Annotated in this window: 17 protein-coding genes and 1 tRNA gene; 7 read left to right on the top strand and 11 right to left on the bottom strand. The window is 63.1% G+C overall.

Annotated features, from left to right (window positions below; all coding sequences use genetic code 11):
• Window positions 1–4: 4 nt before the first annotated feature.
• From cobF to grxD, 3 genes are all read left to right on the top strand, one after another.
• On the top strand, window positions 5–748 hold the full coding sequence (gene cobF / locus JHX87_RS03465; RefSeq protein WP_271882369.1) for a precorrin-6A synthase (deacetylating): 744 nt from the start codon (window positions 5–7) through the stop codon (window positions 746–748).
• Between the two features lie 102 nt (window positions 749–850).
• Window positions 851–1,093, top strand: a complete 243-nt coding sequence (locus JHX87_RS03460) for a BolA family transcriptional regulator (RefSeq protein WP_271882367.1) — start codon at window positions 851–853, stop codon at window positions 1,091–1,093.
• A 64-nt stretch (window positions 1,094–1,157) separates the two neighbouring features.
• Window positions 1,158–1,520 (top strand): Grx4 family monothiol glutaredoxin, encoded by a 363-nt coding sequence (gene grxD, locus JHX87_RS03455; protein ID WP_271882365.1) that lies wholly within the window; start codon window positions 1,158–1,160, stop codon window positions 1,518–1,520.
• A 73-nt stretch (window positions 1,521–1,593) separates the two neighbouring features.
• Here the strand turns inward: grxD and JHX87_RS03450 are convergent, their stop codons facing one another.
• The 3 genes from JHX87_RS03450 to JHX87_RS03440 form a co-directional block, all read right to left on the bottom strand.
• Window positions 1,594–2,256 carry a phage holin family protein gene (locus JHX87_RS03450; protein WP_271882363.1) on the bottom strand — a complete coding sequence of 221 codons (663 nt, stop codon included), beginning with the start codon at window positions 2,254–2,256 and terminating at the stop codon, window positions 1,594–1,596.
• 7 nt (window positions 2,257–2,263) lie between these two features.
• Window positions 2,264–2,698: an ElaB/YgaM/YqjD family protein gene (locus tag JHX87_RS03445; RefSeq protein WP_271882361.1), complete on the bottom strand. Its 435-nt coding sequence runs from the start codon at window positions 2,696–2,698 to the stop codon at window positions 2,264–2,266.
• 118 nt (window positions 2,699–2,816) lie between these two features.
• Window positions 2,817–2,893: transfer RNA gene (locus JHX87_RS03440), tRNA-His, on the bottom strand.
• Window positions 2,894–2,996: 103 nt separating this feature from the next.
• Here JHX87_RS03440 and JHX87_RS03435 point away from each other — a divergent pair.
• On the top strand, window positions 2,997–3,212 hold the full coding sequence (locus tag JHX87_RS03435; protein ID WP_271882359.1) for a DUF6324 family protein: 216 nt from the start codon (window positions 2,997–2,999) through the stop codon (window positions 3,210–3,212).
• On the opposite strand, the gene JHX87_RS03430 is transcribed toward JHX87_RS03435, so the two are convergent.
• From JHX87_RS03430 to JHX87_RS03415, 4 genes are all read right to left on the bottom strand, one after another.
• The gene (locus JHX87_RS03430; RefSeq protein WP_272833826.1) at window positions 3,193–3,657 is read right to left on the bottom strand and encodes an MmcB family DNA repair protein; all 465 of its coding nucleotides are present in this window, start codon (window positions 3,655–3,657) and stop codon (window positions 3,193–3,195) included. The genes JHX87_RS03435 and JHX87_RS03430 overlap by 20 nt on opposite strands.
• Before the next feature lie 372 nt (window positions 3,658–4,029).
• The gene (locus JHX87_RS03425; protein WP_271882355.1) at window positions 4,030–4,992 is read right to left on the bottom strand and encodes a DUF481 domain-containing protein; all 963 of its coding nucleotides are present in this window, start codon (window positions 4,990–4,992) and stop codon (window positions 4,030–4,032) included.
• 567 nt (window positions 4,993–5,559) lie between these two features.
• A complete protein-coding gene (nusB, locus tag JHX87_RS03420) occupies window positions 5,560–6,048 on the bottom strand; it encodes a transcription antitermination factor NusB (protein WP_271882354.1) in 489 nt (162 codons plus the stop codon).
• Between the two features lie 309 nt (window positions 6,049–6,357).
• Complete coding sequence (locus tag JHX87_RS03415) at window positions 6,358–6,963, bottom strand: riboflavin synthase (protein ID WP_271882352.1); 606 nt, start codon at window positions 6,961–6,963, stop codon at window positions 6,358–6,360.
• A gap of 229 nt (window positions 6,964–7,192) precedes the next feature.
• Between JHX87_RS03415 and JHX87_RS03410 the strand changes: the two genes are divergently transcribed.
• The 3 genes from JHX87_RS03410 to JHX87_RS03400 all read left to right on the top strand — a co-directional run bounded on the left by JHX87_RS03410 (window position 7,193) and on the right by JHX87_RS03400 (window position 11,713).
• A complete protein-coding gene (locus tag JHX87_RS03410) occupies window positions 7,193–8,476 on the top strand; it encodes a capsule biosynthesis protein (protein ID WP_271883453.1) in 1,284 nt (427 codons plus the stop codon).
• Window positions 8,477–8,612: 136 nt separating this feature from the next.
• Complete coding sequence (locus tag JHX87_RS03405; protein ID WP_465119507.1) at window positions 8,613–9,698, top strand: polysaccharide biosynthesis/export family protein; 1,086 nt, start codon at window positions 8,613–8,615, stop codon at window positions 9,696–9,698.
• Between the two features lie 8 nt (window positions 9,699–9,706).
• Window positions 9,707–11,713 (top strand): capsular polysaccharide biosynthesis protein, encoded by a 2,007-nt coding sequence (locus tag JHX87_RS03400; RefSeq protein WP_271882351.1) that lies wholly within the window; start codon window positions 9,707–9,709, stop codon window positions 11,711–11,713.
• Here the strand turns inward: JHX87_RS03400 and ribD are convergent.
• From ribD to JHX87_RS03380, 4 genes are all read right to left on the bottom strand, one after another.
• On the bottom strand, window positions 11,710–12,690 hold the full coding sequence (gene ribD, locus JHX87_RS03395; protein ID WP_271883451.1) for a bifunctional diaminohydroxyphosphoribosylaminopyrimidine deaminase/5-amino-6-(5-phosphoribosylamino)uracil reductase RibD: 981 nt from the start codon (window positions 12,688–12,690) through the stop codon (window positions 11,710–11,712). The genes JHX87_RS03400 and ribD overlap by 4 nt on opposite strands.
• A gap of 30 nt (window positions 12,691–12,720) precedes the next feature.
• Window positions 12,721–13,185 carry a transcriptional regulator NrdR gene (gene nrdR / locus JHX87_RS03390; RefSeq protein ID WP_271882350.1) on the bottom strand — a complete coding sequence of 155 codons (465 nt, stop codon included), beginning with the start codon at window positions 13,183–13,185 and terminating at the stop codon, window positions 12,721–12,723.
• Window positions 13,186–13,323: 138 nt separating this feature from the next.
• Window positions 13,324–13,746, bottom strand: a complete 423-nt coding sequence (locus tag JHX87_RS03385; RefSeq protein ID WP_271882348.1) for a secondary thiamine-phosphate synthase enzyme YjbQ — start codon at window positions 13,744–13,746, stop codon at window positions 13,324–13,326.
• Window positions 13,743–15,233: a DNA recombination protein RmuC gene (locus JHX87_RS03380; protein WP_271882346.1), complete on the bottom strand. Its 1,491-nt coding sequence runs from the start codon at window positions 15,231–15,233 to the stop codon at window positions 13,743–13,745. The genes JHX87_RS03385 and JHX87_RS03380 overlap by 4 nt, the downstream gene beginning before the upstream one ends.
• Between the last annotated feature and the right edge of the window lie 45 nt (window positions 15,234–15,278).

Genomic DNA, 15,278 nt, shown 5'->3' with positions numbered 1-15,278 from the left:
TCCTGTGATCCGGCTTTGGCTGATCGGGATCGGCACCGGCAATCCCCGACATGTGACGCTGGAAGCCGTTCAGGCGCTGCGCGAGGCCGCGCTGATCCTGCTGCCGCGCAAGGGGCCGGACAAGGCCGATCTGGCGGAACTGCGCCACGCCATCCTGCGCGATTGCGACAGCCGCGCGCAGGTGATCGAATTCGACATGCCGCAGCGAGACGAGCGCCTGCCCTATCTGCAGCGCGTGCGCCTGTGGCACGATCAGATCGCCGCCATCTGGGCCGGAGCGATCGAGCGCGCGCAGCCAAGCGGGCCGGTGGCGCTGCTGGTCTGGGGCGATCCGGGGCTTTACGATTCTACGCTGCGGATCGCGGCACGGCTGCAGCCGCAACCCGACCTGCGAGTGATCCCCGGTATCACCGCCCTGCAGGCGCTGACAGCGGCCCATGCGATCCCCTTTAACACGCTGAACGGCGCGGTGACCGTCACCACCGGGCGCAGGCTGCGCGAGCACGGCTGGCCCGACGGCGCGCAGACCGTGGCGGTGATGCTGGATGGTGCATGCAGTTTCCAGCGCCTCGATCCGGCCGGGCTGCGGATCTGGTGGGGCGGCTTTCTGGGGATGCCGGAACAGTTGCTGGCCTCGGGTCCGCTGGACATTGCGGGGCCGCAGATCGTGGCCCTGCGCGAACAGGCGCGGGCGCGGCATGGCTGGATCATGGATTGCTATCTGCTGCGCCGCGAGATGGACGCCTGACAGCGCTTAATTTCCCGTCTTTCCCGGTCCTTTCCCCGCCCGGCCTTGCGAGGCACCGCGCGATCCCCTACATCTCGCTATAACGGCAAGAAGGACAAAACCATGGCAATGGAAGCCCATGAAATCGAAGCCCTCATTCGCGCGGCATTCCCGGACGCGCAGATCACGATCACCGATCTGGCGGGCGACGGGAACCACTATTCCGCCGAGGTGATCGACGAAAGCTTCCGCGGTCAGAACCGGGTCCAGCAGCAGCGCGCCGTCTATGCCGCCCTGCAGGGCAGAATGGATGGCAATGCGGGCGAATTGCACGCCCTGGCGCTGACGACGAAGGCACCCGATTAAGGTCGCCCACGAAATTCGGACACGGCCCGGAACGGACGGGTCGCCACTGACAAGGACTGACGCTATGAGCGAAGTGAACGCGCAAATTCAGGAAATGGTCGATAACAGCGATGTCGTGCTGTTCATGAAAGGCACCAAGGAAATGCCGCAATGCGGGTTTTCCAGCCGCGTGGCCGGGGTGCTGAACTATATGGGCGTGGATTATCGCGACGTGAACGTGCTGGCCGATGATGCCATCCGCCAGGGCATCAAGGATTTCTCGGAATGGCCGACGATCCCGCAGCTTTATGTCAAGGGCGAGTTCATCGGTGGCTGCGACATCATCACCGAAATGACCCTGTCGGGCGAGCTGGACCAGCTTCTGGACCAGAAGGACATCGCCTATAACAAGGAAGCTGCCGACAAGATCCGCGAAGCCAACGCCTGATCAGGCCGCCATCGCATCGAAAAGGGCTGCGGAAGGGATCTTCCGCAGCCCTTTCTGTCAGGCGACCTTCGCATCACCGGTAGTAGCGGTCGTCGTCGTAATAATCGTCCTCGTCGTGATAATAATCGTCATCATCATCACGCGATTTCCGAAACCGGCTGGCCAGCGTTACGCCGATGGCAAAGGCACCCAGCAATTTTGCCATGCTGCCTGCATTGGTGTTGCTGGCCTCGACCACCTTGTCCTTGACGTCACCGGCCTTGTCGATCGTCCGGTCGACATTCTCGGGCGTGAAGCCCACCGATTGCGCGACGCCGTAAGCCTTGTCGGCGACCTGGCTGACGCGATCCGTCGCGCTGCCTACCACGGATGAGACCTTGCGCCCGGCCATATCGACGACGCGACCGGCCTCCATCCGTGCGCGGTTCGACGCCGCATCAGCCACCATCATCAGCTGCGTTTCGACCTCCTGGCGCAACTCGTCGGTCGTGGGCATGTCATGGCGCGTGCTGCCGCCCATCAGCAGCACGATCAGTGCCACGACAAGGAAGAAGACGCCAAGCACGACCGAGGCGATCATGGCGCCCAGATCCATCTCATAGGCCAGCCAGATCCACAGCGCCGCCAGCAGAAACGCGACGCCGATGGCCGCGACGGTGCCCGCCGCCGCCTTCATGCCGGCGCGGCGGGCCTTGTCGGTCAGCGCAAGCTGCAGCTTCTGCGCATAGTCAAACATCGCGGCCTCAGCGACGCGCCAGGATCAGGCCGACCAGAAAGCCCACGCCTGCGGCAATGCCAAGCGCCTGGGCGGGATGACGGCGCACCATTTCGGAGACCTCGTCGTAACGCTCTTCGGCGTAGTGAGAGACTTCCTTGGCCGCCTGCTGACCGCGTTCGTACAGATGCTCTGCCTCGGCGCGGGCGCGGTTGGCATAGTCTTCGCCCGCCTGACGGGCGCGCTCGGCATATTCGCGGCCGGTTTCAGCGGCGGCATTGGCGAAATCGGCGCCACGCTCTTTCAGGCGATCCACGCCGCCATTGTCCTGCAGACGGTCCGCGGTGTCGCGCACGTCGTCGGCAACCTCGCGGGCGCCACGACGGATATCCTCTTTCGCCTCATTGGCGGCCTGCTTCACGTCTTGCGAGACGCCTTCTACGGTTTGCTTTGCATCAGCCATGATAATGTCCCCTCAGGATGTCATGTGATTTGTCACCTCAACAACACATGGCAGAGATCATTGTTCCAGAGGCGATATGACAAGCACCCGGATTTCATCTTAATTTTTGTTTGGAAAGTGGTACCGCCTCCCCGGCTTGAACGGGGGACCTCTAGATCCACAATCTAGCGCTCTAACCAACTGAGCTAAGGCGGCACGGATGCGTTCTGTAACGCTGGTCGGGGTCAGTTGCAAGCCCGTCTTGCCGCGAAATCGTCCTCGCGTTACAGAAAGCGACAGCCAAATTGAGGAAACCGCCGTGAGCATTAACAGCCAGAGCAACATCGCCGCGAATTTGCAGGTCGGCCCGACGGATCAGGGCATGGTGCGGATCTATGTCGAGGGCGATGGAATCGATCTGCCGCTGGATTTCGACCCGGAAGAGGCGGCCGAAATCGCCGAAGAGCTGATGGCGGCGGTCGAGGCCGCCCGGTCCATGGCGAAAAAGGGCGGCGCTAAAAAGCCGAAGAAGTAAGCGATTCGGGATCGGTCAGGCCCTGCAGCCGCAGGGCCCCTGCCCGCGCGAAATCGCGCAATACCCTGGTCCGGCGCGCCCCCGCCAGCCGGGTTTCGGGCGGCATGCGCTGAATTTCGGCCCCATAGGCATCGGCTGTGATCAGCCCGGTTTCAGCGGGCAGCAATTCGGACGGAAAATCGCCATCCACGGCCCAGAAATAGCGGTCGCACCAATCCAGATAGCCCTGCCATTTCCTGTCGCTGGCGAAATCATTGCGGCAGCTTTTGCATTCGACGATCCAGAAATCGCCCTTGGGCGACAGGCTGATCAGATCGACCCGCAGCCCCCGCACCGGCACGAATTCCGTCAGCACCGCATGATCCATGCTGCGCAACAGCCGCGCCACGCCGCGCGCAAGGCGCTGGCCGGGCATGGCGGGCAGGTATTCCATAGGCTGATCCATCTGGACATATTAGAACGAAAAGGAAACATTCCGCAAGCGCCCTGCCCCGCGAAACTTCACTCTTGAAAGCGCGCGCCGCGCTGCATATCTGCGGATCCGGCGGGCTTCTGCTCTTCTCGCGTGCGGCCATTTTTCCACTGGCCTATAACTTTTCCGAGGGAGCTGGCTCTGGCGTGACCCTGGTCTCGTTACCCGGCGCCCACCTGGTACTCCAGGCTTTCGGGAAATCTCGCGCTGCCGCGGTCGCTGCGGTTCCCGCCACCTGAAAACCGCCCTGCCCCGGCAGCGGCGGTTTTTTCATATCCGCGCAACTGAAACGAAAAAGGGCGGCCAGATGGCCGCCCTTCCAGAGAGACTGATCCGAGGGATGGATCAGAAGCCGTACACGATCGAAACACCCAGAGTATTGTCGGTGCGGATCGGACGGTTTTCCTGGTACTCGGTGGTGTAGCTCACGCGGGTCGCCAGTTGGTCGCTCATCTTGAAGTTGACGCCCAGCTGGTTGGTGATCACGTCATCCGAGTCATCCGAAGACAGGAAGTCGGTGTCGTTGGTCAGGAAGACCATGTCGTTGAAGCGGTGGTAGAAGCGCGACGACACGATGTAGCCGATGCCGTTATCCGACGAATCGTCGACGGCAACGCGGTCATAGCCGCCAGCGGCGTTCTCGACCAGGTCGTAGCCGGCGTGCTGAGCACCGGTCTGGGTGTAGCGGTAGCCGATACCACCCTGAACGCGCCATGCGGTCTGTTCGGTGTTGATGACGCGGTAACCCGGGCCAACGCCGATGAAGCCGTCGCGACGGAAGTCGCCCAGTTCTTCGACCAGGTCCTGCTGGGTGCTGGAGTCGCTGTTGGCTTCGCCGTCAGCCAGACCGTCGATTTCGAAGCGGCCCAGAGCGAAGGCATAGAAGCGATCGTTGAAGTAGTACTGGGCATCATAGATGACCGAGACGTCTTCTTTGTCTTTGTCGCCGTTTTCGTCTTCACCGAATTCCAGCAGCATACCAACGGTTTGCGCCCAGGGACCCTGGTTGTACGACACGCGGCCACCCAGAGCGAAGTCCTGGCTTTCGTCGTTGCCATCGCTGCCTGCATAGGTCAGCGACATGGAGCCGAACAGGCCCTGACGGCGGTCAGCGGGACCGAAACGCTCGGGGTCGTTCGAACGGTCGAAGTCGTCCTGAACGTCGTCCTGGATGTCAGTGATCTGATCGTCGATTTCGCTCAGGCCAGCGGCGTTGGCGCCGGTCGAGATTTCGGTTTGCGCGAATGCCGGAGCCGACAGTGCGGCCACGAGAGCGGCGGTGCCGGTCAGCAGCGTAACTTTTTTCATCTTAGTGTTCCTCACGAGCTGAGTTTCGTTGTCCTGGCACTGTGATGGGCACCAGAGCATGTCTGCTGGGGGTCAATTAAACTGGCCCGCCGAAGGTTCAAAGGGGGTGACGAAATCGCAGGAATTCCCGAAAACGTGAGGTATTGTCAGTGCCGATGCGACCGGCGGAAAACCGCTGACATACAACCGTGAACAGGTAAGCAGGAACTTTTTTCGGCACAGGTCAAGCGCATGAGAACGCTAACAAAAACAGAATATCGAAACAGTTCGTTCTGTTTGCCTTGTTATCATAAGATGAAATCTAAGCGTTACTGCCGGAAAATTGAGCAGACAAATATCGGTGAACGGGTCTTGCAGATGTTGCACATTCGACACGATGGCATCTTGTTCGTTCTTGAATGAGCCTCAATTTCGTGCCCCGCCGGGACGGCGACTCAGCCCGTCGCGCCCCTTCACCACGGTATGCAACTGCATATTGTCGGCGATAGAAGCACGGCGATGACCCCTAGGTAAAGAAAAAAGGCCCGGGATGACCCGGGCCTTTGCCAAGCAGACGGCGAAATCTTGTTAAAATGCGTCCGGGCGCAGGTCCCGCGCCATGTGATCCAGCACCGCATTCACGAATTTCGGCTCTTTGCCATCGGGAAAGAAGGCCTCGGCCAGCCGGACATATTCGGTAATGACGACCTTGGGCGGTGCCTTGGGCGAGACGAGTTCGGCGCCTGCGGCGCGGAACAGCGCGCGCAGCACCGGGTCGATGCGATCAATGGGCCATTTCGCGACCAGACCGCGATCCGTCGCCTGATCGATCTTCGACTGCCAGGTCACGACATCGTCGATGATGCGGGTGAACAGCTTGTCATCCGCCTCGATATAGCGGCCGTCTTCATCCTCGGCTTCAAGGCGCCAATTCTGGAATTCGGTCATCACGCGGTCGGCGGATTGACCTCCTGCCTCCATCTGGAACAGGGCCTGCACCGCATAAAGCCGCGCGCCGCTGCTTTTGGCGCGACGGGTCTGCGATTTTGCCCTGGCGTTATCATCGGCGGTGCTCATGCCCGGCCCTTTCCGTCCAAACTGCCTGTACGTCCTGTCTTGCGGCCCGGTGCCGCGCTGAACTTCTTTAGACATAACAACGCGGCTGCGCCATATGCCCATTCTGGCAGAAGTTCCTGCAGGGTGAAACAAGAGGCGCGACATGGCGGGAAACGGTCAGGGCGTCAAGACCCTTTGCGTCTGACGCGGCGATCGGGTGGCGCGGTTGTTATCGTCGGGACGGCGGCACCCGCATGGCCCGGGGCATCTTGCGCAGGCATCTGCTTGCGCAAGGGCAGGCGTCGGCGCGGCATTGCCGGGCAGCCTGCGTTATGCGCTGCCCGCCTGCGCCTCGGCCAGACGCGCGACATAGCGGGCCAGGGTGTCGATCTCCAGATTGACCGCGTCGCCCTCGGCAATCTCGCCCCAGGTGGTGACGCCCTGCGTATGCGGGATCAGGTTGATGCCGAAACGATTGCCCAAGACCTCATTCACCGTCAGCGAGGTGCCGTTCAGCGCGACCGATCCCTTGGGCGCGATGAATTTCGCCAGTTCCGCCGACGCCTCGAAGGTAACGCGCAGGCTGTCGCCCTCATCCGCGATCCCGACGATCCGGGTCACGCCATCGACATGGCCGCTGACGATATGACCGCCCAATTCGTCGCCCACGCGCAAGGCGCGTTCAAGATTCAGGCGCTTGCCCTGCTGCCAGCCATTCGCGCCAATATTCGTCTTGGACAGGGTCTCGGCCGAGATATCGACATCGAACCAGTCCTCGCCCTTGGCGATCACGGTCAGGCAGACACCGTCGCAGGCGATCGAGGCGCCCAGATCAACGCCCGCCATCTCATAGCCGCAGGCGATGCGCGCGCGCATGTCCCCGCGCATTTCCACCGTGCGGACATCGCCAATATCGGTGATGATCCCTGTAAACATCCTGCCCTCGCATTCCTAGCACAGAGCTAGTGAATGCCCGCGCAGCTTTCAACCCGCCGCCATGCCGCTAATCCTAACTTAACCAACAAGCTATAATGCATTTACAGAGCAACTCGTGTAAAAGCGGGTGCAATCTTGTCGATGCAGAAATTTACACCGGGGCAGAATGCCAAAAGATCAGATCGTGGAATGGCGTTTGACCACTGCCTGCCGCCTGCATCCCAGACAGATGCCCGAGGGGCGGGTTTTCCTGCTGCTGCAGGGGCCGCATGGCCCGTTTTTCGACGGGCTGGCGCGGCTGTTGCGTGCGGCGGGGTCCACGGTCTGGCGCTGCGTCTTCAATGCGGGCGACGAATTCTTCTGGTCCGACAAGGACAGCCTGATCCGACACAGCGGCAATCCGAACGAATGGCCCGCGCATCTTGACCAGATCCTGACCCGGAATGGCGTCACCGATATCGTGCTTTATGGCGATGTCAGGCCGATCCACGCCACCGCCCGAATGGCCGCCGAGGCGCGGGGCATCACGCTGCATGTCTTCGAAGAGGGCTATCTGCGCCCCTATTGGGTCACCTATGAGCGGAACGGCTCGAACGGGCATTCGGCGCTGCTGGAGATCGACCTGCCCCATATGCATGCGACGCTGCGACAGTCGGACCTGGAAATCCGCCGCCCGCCCGCGCATTGGGGCGATATGCGCCAGCACAAATTCTATGGCGCGCTGTATCATTTCCTGATCGTCGCGGCGAACCGCAAATATCCGGGCTATCGCAGTCACCGCGCGCTGAGCGTGCTGGAAGAATTCCGGCTGAACCTGCGCCGCCTGCTGATGTCACCGGTGGTGAACCTGGTCCGCGCGGTGCAATGGCACAGGTTCAAGCGGTCCGGGAATCCCTATTCCCTTGTGCTGATGCAGCTGGAACATGATTCCAGCTTTCTGCGACATTCAAAATATCCCCGGAACCGCGATTTCGTGGACGAGGTTATCGCCTCCTTCGCCCGCTCGGCCCCGCGGCACCATCATCTGCTGTTCAAGGCACATCCGCTGGAAGATGGCCGCGCCCGCAATCGCGATGCGATCCGCAAGGCCGCCGCCGCATATGGGGTGCAGGGGCGCGTGCATTATTTCAGGGGCGGCAAGCTGGCCGATATGCTGCGCTATGCGCGCTCGATCGTCACCGTGAATTCCACCGCCGCGCAGCAGGCGCTGTGGCGCGGTCTGCCGGTCAAGGCGATGGGCCGGGCGGTCTATAGCAAGCCGGGGCTGGTCTCTGACCAAGGGCTGGACGACTTCTTCGCCAGCCCGATCCCGCCCGATCCCACCTCCTATCGCATCTTCCGCGACTATCTGCTGCAAACCAGCCAGATCCCCGGAGGATTTTACGCCAAACAGTCGCGCGCCCATACGCTGCGACTGATTGCAGACATGATCCTGTCGCCGTATGACCCCTATGAGGCGCTGGAGATGGGCCACGCGCTGCAACGGCAACAAATTGACGATCTTGTAGATTAGATCACAGTAAATTGTGGTATCCAGCGCCATCACACGCTAGATTACGTAGAAACTGGCCATAAAGGCCGGATCTAGAAAACAGGAGTTTCCTGAGGTGACAGTCATTCCCTCCCGAACTGCGGCGGTTCGCTTGGCCATGCTGGCGACGATGGTTCTGCTGGCGGCCTGCACGCTGCCACGTTCCGGCCCCAGCAAGAAAGAAATTTATTCCGGTGCTGTCGAAAAAGGCGGCAATGCCCATGTGATTTTCGTCAATGATCACGTCAACCGCGCCACGAATTTCGTGCCAAGCTATGGTTTTTCCAGCAGTTTCCGCAATGCGGGTGCCGTCGGCGCGGATGAGATCCGCGCGGGCGACGTGCTGGGTCTGTCGATCTGGGAAAACGTGGATGACGGGTTGCTGACCTCGCTGGGCAGCAGCTCGACGAACCTGCAGGAAATTCAGGTCGACAGCCGTGGCTATATCTTCGTGCCCTATGCGGGCCGCCTGCGCGCTGCGGGCAACACGCCCGATCAGCTGCGTCAGATCATCACCGACCGGCTCAGCTCTCAGACCCCCGACCCGCAGGTCACGGTCGCGCGTGTCGCGGGCGACGGGGCCACGGTTTCGGTCATGGGCAAGGTCGGCGCGCAGGGCGTCTATCCGATCGAACGCCCGACCCGCACGCTGTCAGCCATGCTGGCCCGGGCCGGCGGCGTTGCCATCGAGCCTGAAATCGCCGTCGTGACCGTCAAGCGCGGCACCGACCGGGGCAAGGTCTGGCTGACCGATCTTTATACCGGCCAGAACGACATTGCGCTGCGCCCCGGCGATATCGTGCTGGTGGAAGAGGATCAGCGCAGCTTCACCGCGCTTGGTGCGCTTGGCGGGCAAACCCGCGTGCCGCTGGGCAATGAGGTGATCAGCGCGGTCGAGGCGGTCGCCATGGTGGGCGGTTTGTCCTCTGATCTGGCCGATCCGACCGGTGTGTTCATCCTGCGCGACGAACCGGAATCGGTGGCCTCGCGCGTGCTGGGCAAATCGGTCTATGGCACGCAGCGCATGGCCTATGTGCTGGACATGACCCGGCCGAACGGGCTGTTCCTGGCGCGCGATTTCCTGATCCGCGACGGCGATACCGTCTATGTGACCGAAGCCCCCTATGTGCAGTGGCGCAAGCGGCTGCTGTCGATCACCGGCACCGCGGTTTCTGCCGACGCGCTGGCAAGTATCGGCAACTGATCCGCATCATGCCGACAGACAACAAAGCCGCCGGGACAGATCCCCGGCGGCTTTTCGTCTTTAATGGCGGGTTCTGGACCCAGCCGCGCCTGCGCCGGATCCTGCAACTGTCCGGTTGGGATATCGCGGCCGGATTGCCCTCACGCGAGGATGTCGTGGGCATCTGGGGCGCCAGCCCGACAGCCTGGCGCGGGCGCGCCATTGCGCAACGGCGCGGAGCATCCCTGCTGACGGTCGAGGATGCCTTTTTACGTTCGATCCTGCCCGGGCGGGCCTCGGGGCATGTGGCGCGGCGCGGCCCCATCGGCCTGCTGATCGACCCGCTTGGCCTGCATTTCGATCCCGAAACGCCCTCGCTGATCGAAACGCTGATTTCCTCTGGCGCCACCGCCGCGCTGCGGGATCAGGCGGGTCGGGGGATCGAACGGCTGAGGGCGCTGGATCTGTCGAAATACAATGCGCACAGACCGGACAGCGCCCCGCCGAAACCCGGCTATGTGCTGGTGATCGACCAGACCAGCGGCGATGCCTCGCTGCGCGGCGCGGGGCGGGCGGAATTTCTGGCGATGCTGGCGGCCGCGCGCGACGAAAACCCCGGCAGGCGCATTGTGATCCGCAGCCATCCGGAAACCGCGCGCGGATTGCGTGCGGGTCATTTCACGGAACAGGATCTGCGCCCCGGCGATGCGCTCTGCGATGCCGATATCTCACCCTGGCGACTGCTGGAAAATGCCGATGCGGTCTATGCGATCTCGTCCCAGCTTGGATATGAGGCGATTCTGGCCGGGCATCGCCCCCGGATCTTTGGCACGCCCTTTTATCTTGGCTGGGGGCTGAGCGCGGATGAAACCGCCCTGCCCCCGGACCGACGCGGTCGCGCCAGCAAAGAGGATCTGTTCGCGGCCAGTCATCTTCTGGCGCCGTCCTGGTACGATCCCTGCCGCGATCAGCTGACCGATTTCGATGGCGCCGTGGACCAGTTGGAGGCCGAGGTGAAGGCCTGGCGGCAGGATCGCGACGGGTATCTGGCCTATGGCATGCGGCTGTGGAAACGCGGCGCAATATCGCGGTTTTTCGGCGATGGAAGGGCGCTGCGCTTTACCGACACGCCGTCGGATCAGGTCACGCTGGCCTGGGCCGGAAAGGCCGGGGAAGTGCCGCAGGCGATCCGGGTCGAGGACGGGTTTCTGCGCTCTCGCGGGCTCGGCGCGGCGCTGACGCCGCCGCTATCGCTGATCGCCGATGATCTTGGGATCTATTACGACCCGACCCGCGAAAGCCGGTTAGAGCGTCTGATCGCCGCCCCCCTGCCGCCGAGGGGCGGGCGCCGCGCGACGGACCTGCTGGCGCAGATCAGAAAGGCCGGGTTGTCGAAATATAACCTGTCCGCCGCACCGCCGGACCTGCCAGCCCGCGACGGAAAGCGCCGCATTCTTGTTCCGGGTCAGGTCGAGGATGACGCCTCGATCCGGCTGGGCGCGGGCGTGGAAAGGACAAATCTGCAGCTTCTGGCGCGTGTCAGGCAGGACAATCCCGATGCCTTTCTGATCTACAAGCCGCATCCGGATGTCGAGGCCGGATTGCGGCCCGGGGCGATCGCGGCGGCGGATCTGCAGGATCTGGCCGATCATGTCGCCCGCGCCAGCGAACCGATTGCCCTGCTGGATCAGGTGGATGAGGTCTGGACCATCACCTCGACCCTGGGGTTCGAGGCGCTGCTGCGCGATGTTCCCGTCACCGTCCTGGGCGCGCCGTTCTATGCCGGCTGGGGGCTGACGCGCGATCTGGGCCCCATGCCCGCGCGGCGCAGGGCGCGGCCCGATCTGGCTGCGCTGACCCATGCCTGCCTGATCGCCTATCCGCGTTACCGCGATCCGAAAACCGGTCTGCCCTGCCCGGCCGAACTCGCCGTGCAACGATTGGCAGAAGGCATCACGCCCCGACCACCGGCGCTGCGGCTTTTGGCCAAATTGCAGGGCGCGCTGGCCGGGCACGCCTGGCTGTGGCGGCGCTAGTCGGCGCGGCGCCAGCGGTGAAACAGGTCCGGCCCGATCGGACAGGTTTCGGCCAGTGCAAATCGCGGCGCCTGCGCCAGATACTGCAGATCCAGCGGCCCGGTTGCCGCGCGGCCATCGCCACCGATCACCAGGCCGGCCGTATAGCCGATGATCTGATCGACCAGCCCGGCACGCAAAAGCGACGCGGCAAGACCGCCCCCGCCTTCGCAGAAAACCCGTGTCACGCCGCGATCCGCCAGATCGACCATGATCTGACCCGGATCCCCCGACACCTGCCAAAGCGGACCATGATCAGGTCCTTCTGGTGGCAAATCCGGCAGCGCGCGCGATGAAACGACGATCCGCACCGGCTGCCGAGGCGTCCGCAGATCCCGCACATTCAGTGAAGGCATATCCGCCCGCGCTGTGCCGCCGCCCACCATGATCGCGTCATGCTGCGCCCGCATCGCATGCACATGCAGGCGCGCCTGCGGGCCGGTGATCCACTGGCTTTCGCCGCCCGCCGTCGCGATCCGACCGTCAAAGCTGGTCGCCAGTTTCAGCGTCAGGAAGGGCCGCCCGCGCAGCGCGCGCGACAGGAAACCCGCCTGGATGTTGCGGGCATCGGCCTCCATCAGCACCTCTTCCACCGCGATCCCCGCCTGACGCAGCATCGTATGGCCGCGACCAGAGACGCGCGGATCGGGATCGGTCATCGCGCTGACCACGCGGGCGATGCCCGCATCGATCAGGGCCTGCGCGCATGGCGGGGTGCGGCCGTGATGGGCGCAGGGTTCCAGCGTGACATAGGCCGTGGCGCCGCGCGCAAGCGGGCCTGCCTGATCCAGCGCCATCCGCTCGGCATGGGGGCGACCGCCGGGCTGCGTCCAGCCGCGCCCGACGATCCGGCCATCGCGCAGCAGCACGCAGCCAACCGCCGGATTGGGCCAGACATTGCCCAGCCCGCGCCGCGACAGGCGCAGCGCATGGGCCATGTGGCGCAGATCACCCTCGCCGCTCACGCCTTAATCGGCAATCGGGCCGGGGCGCAGCTCTGCCACGAATTTGTCGAAATCGTCGGCATCCTGGAAGTTCTTGTAAACGCTGGCAAAACGGACATAGGCGACATTGTCGATGCGCGACAGCGCCTCCATCACGATCTCACCGATCATCTTCGACGCCACGTCGGTTTCGCCGGTGCTTTCCAGCCGCCGCACGATCCCCGAGATCATCTGTTCGATCCGCTCAGGCTCGACCGGGCGTTTCTGCATCGCGATCCGGATCGACCGGGCCATCTTGTCGCGGTCGAAATCCTCGCGTTTGCCATTCGTCTTGACCACGATCAGATCGCGCAACTGGACCCGTTCATAGGTGGTAAAGCGCCCGCTGCAGGCGGGACAGAAACGGCGGCGACGTATCGCGACATTGTCCTCGGCCGGGCGTGAATCCTTGACCTGCGTATCGACATTTCCGCAAAACGGACAGCGCATGTATTGATCCCTTATCCCGAAACCCCCTGCAACTATAGGACGCTTGGTAAGGGTTGGGTAGTGTTATCCACAGGCCACTATATGCAGATCGCGCAACCTGTGGCGCGAATGCCGCGAGCGTGATGGTCGATGGCGCCATCAGGACGCCTGAAACACCGCCGCGATTTGGCGCCGATGCGGCGCGCGGCGATGTTCGACCAGATAGATCCCCTGCCACGTGCCCAGCATCATGCGCCCATCCCCGACCGGGATCTGCAGGCTGACCGGCAGGATCGCGGCCTTCAGATGCGCGGGCATGTCATCCGGCCCCTCCAGCACATGGGTCAGCCAGGTCATCGAGGGGTGATCGCCCGGCGGCGCGATCCGGTCCAGCCAGCCCAGCAGATCGGTCTGCACATCGGGATCGGCGTTTTCCTGGATCAACAGGCTGCAAGAGGTATGCCGGACCAGCAGCGTCACCACGCCCTCCTGCGCGCCCAGATCGCGCAGCCATGCAGCGACCTGATGGGTAAAATCATGGCAGGCCGGTCCTGTGGTGTGGATCGTGAAAACTGTATTCACTCGGCCGCCTCTGGCCCGTCGCGCGATGCGGGCGGATCCAGCGCGGGCGCGTCCTCGCCATCATGGCTGAGCGCGATTTTCTTCTGCGCCCGCGCGCCAAGTTCACGCAGCATCTCGACCTGACGGATGACATTGCCGGGTCCGCGCGACAGCCGGTCGATGGCCTGCCCATGCGCGCGGCTGGCAGCATCCAGCGATTTGCCCACGACCTCCATCGAGTCGACGAAACCCGCCACCTTGTCGTAAAGCTGGCCAGCGCGCTTCGCGATTTCCAGCGCATTGGTTTCGCGCCGCTCGACCGCCCAGATATGCTCTACCGTGCGCAGGGTCAGCATCAGCGTGGTCGGCGTGGTCAGCCCGACGCGCCGGTCCATCGCGAAACTGGCAAGGGTGGGATCGGCGCGCAGGGCTTCGGAAAAGGCGCCCTCGATGGGGATGAACATCAGCACATAATCGACCGAGGCATCATCCATCCGGTGATAGCCCTTGTCGCCCAGCGTCGTGATGTGATTGCGGATGGCGGCGACATGGCGGCGCAGGGCGGCCTCGGCCTCGGCGGGGTCTTCGGCATTCACCGCCGCCTCGTAATCGTTCAGAGAGACCTTGCTGTCGATCACCATCACCTTGCCGCGCGGCATGCGGATCACGACATCGGGCCGCCACATCTTGCCATCATCATCGCGCCAGCTTGACTGCATCTCGTAATGGGTGCCCGCCTGAAGACCGGATTCCTCCAGCAGGCGTTCCAGCACCATCTCGCCCCAGGCCCCTTGCCTTTGCTTCTCACCCTTCAGGGCGCGGGTCAGGTTCACCGCCTCGCGCGAGATATCTTCAGAGCGTTTGTGCAGAAACGCGATCTGTTCGCGCAATCTTGCACCTTCTTCGTCCAGCACCTTGTTTCTATGCTGTAATTCCGTCTGGAAGCGATGGACCTGATCGCGGAAGGGCGTCAGCAGCGCGGTCAGTTGATCGCCCTGCGCCTTTTGCATATCGCTTTGCTGGACGCGCAAGGTTTCGGCGGCCAGCAGCTTGAACTGACCCGACATTTCCTCGCGCAGTTCACGCAGGGTCTGGATCTCGCGCGCGGCGGCCTCGCGGTCTTTCTCGGCGCGCAATTGCGCCTCGGCCAGTTCGGTCTGCAGCTTGGCATGGTCCTGACGCGCCTGATGCAGCGCATCGGTCAGATCATCACGCTCTTCGGCGATTTCGCCAAGCCGCGTGGCCTGCCCCTCCAGCCTGGCCTCGTGCTGGCCCAGCCGCAATTCCAGCCCATGCGCCTGATCTGACAGCGTTTTTTCCCGCGCCTCAAGATCGCGGATCCGATCCTGCGCGACCTGCTGCCCCTGCTGATTGTCGCGAAGCGTGCGGCGCGCGGATAAAAGCATGAAGATCAGCACGATCAACAGGATCGCGCCGATTGCCAAAGAAAGCTGCAAGATCTGCACGTCGCCAAACGCGCGCTGGATCGCGTTTATCGCCTGTTGCATAGACACTCCAAGTCACCTTGCGGCGCAGTGTTCACTTTTTGTGCC

Source organism: Paracoccus fistulariae, assembly GCF_028553785.1.
Classification (GTDB): Bacteria; Pseudomonadota; Alphaproteobacteria; order Rhodobacterales; family Rhodobacteraceae; genus Paracoccus; species Paracoccus fistulariae.
This window is presented reverse-complemented; position numbering and strand designations above follow the sequence as displayed.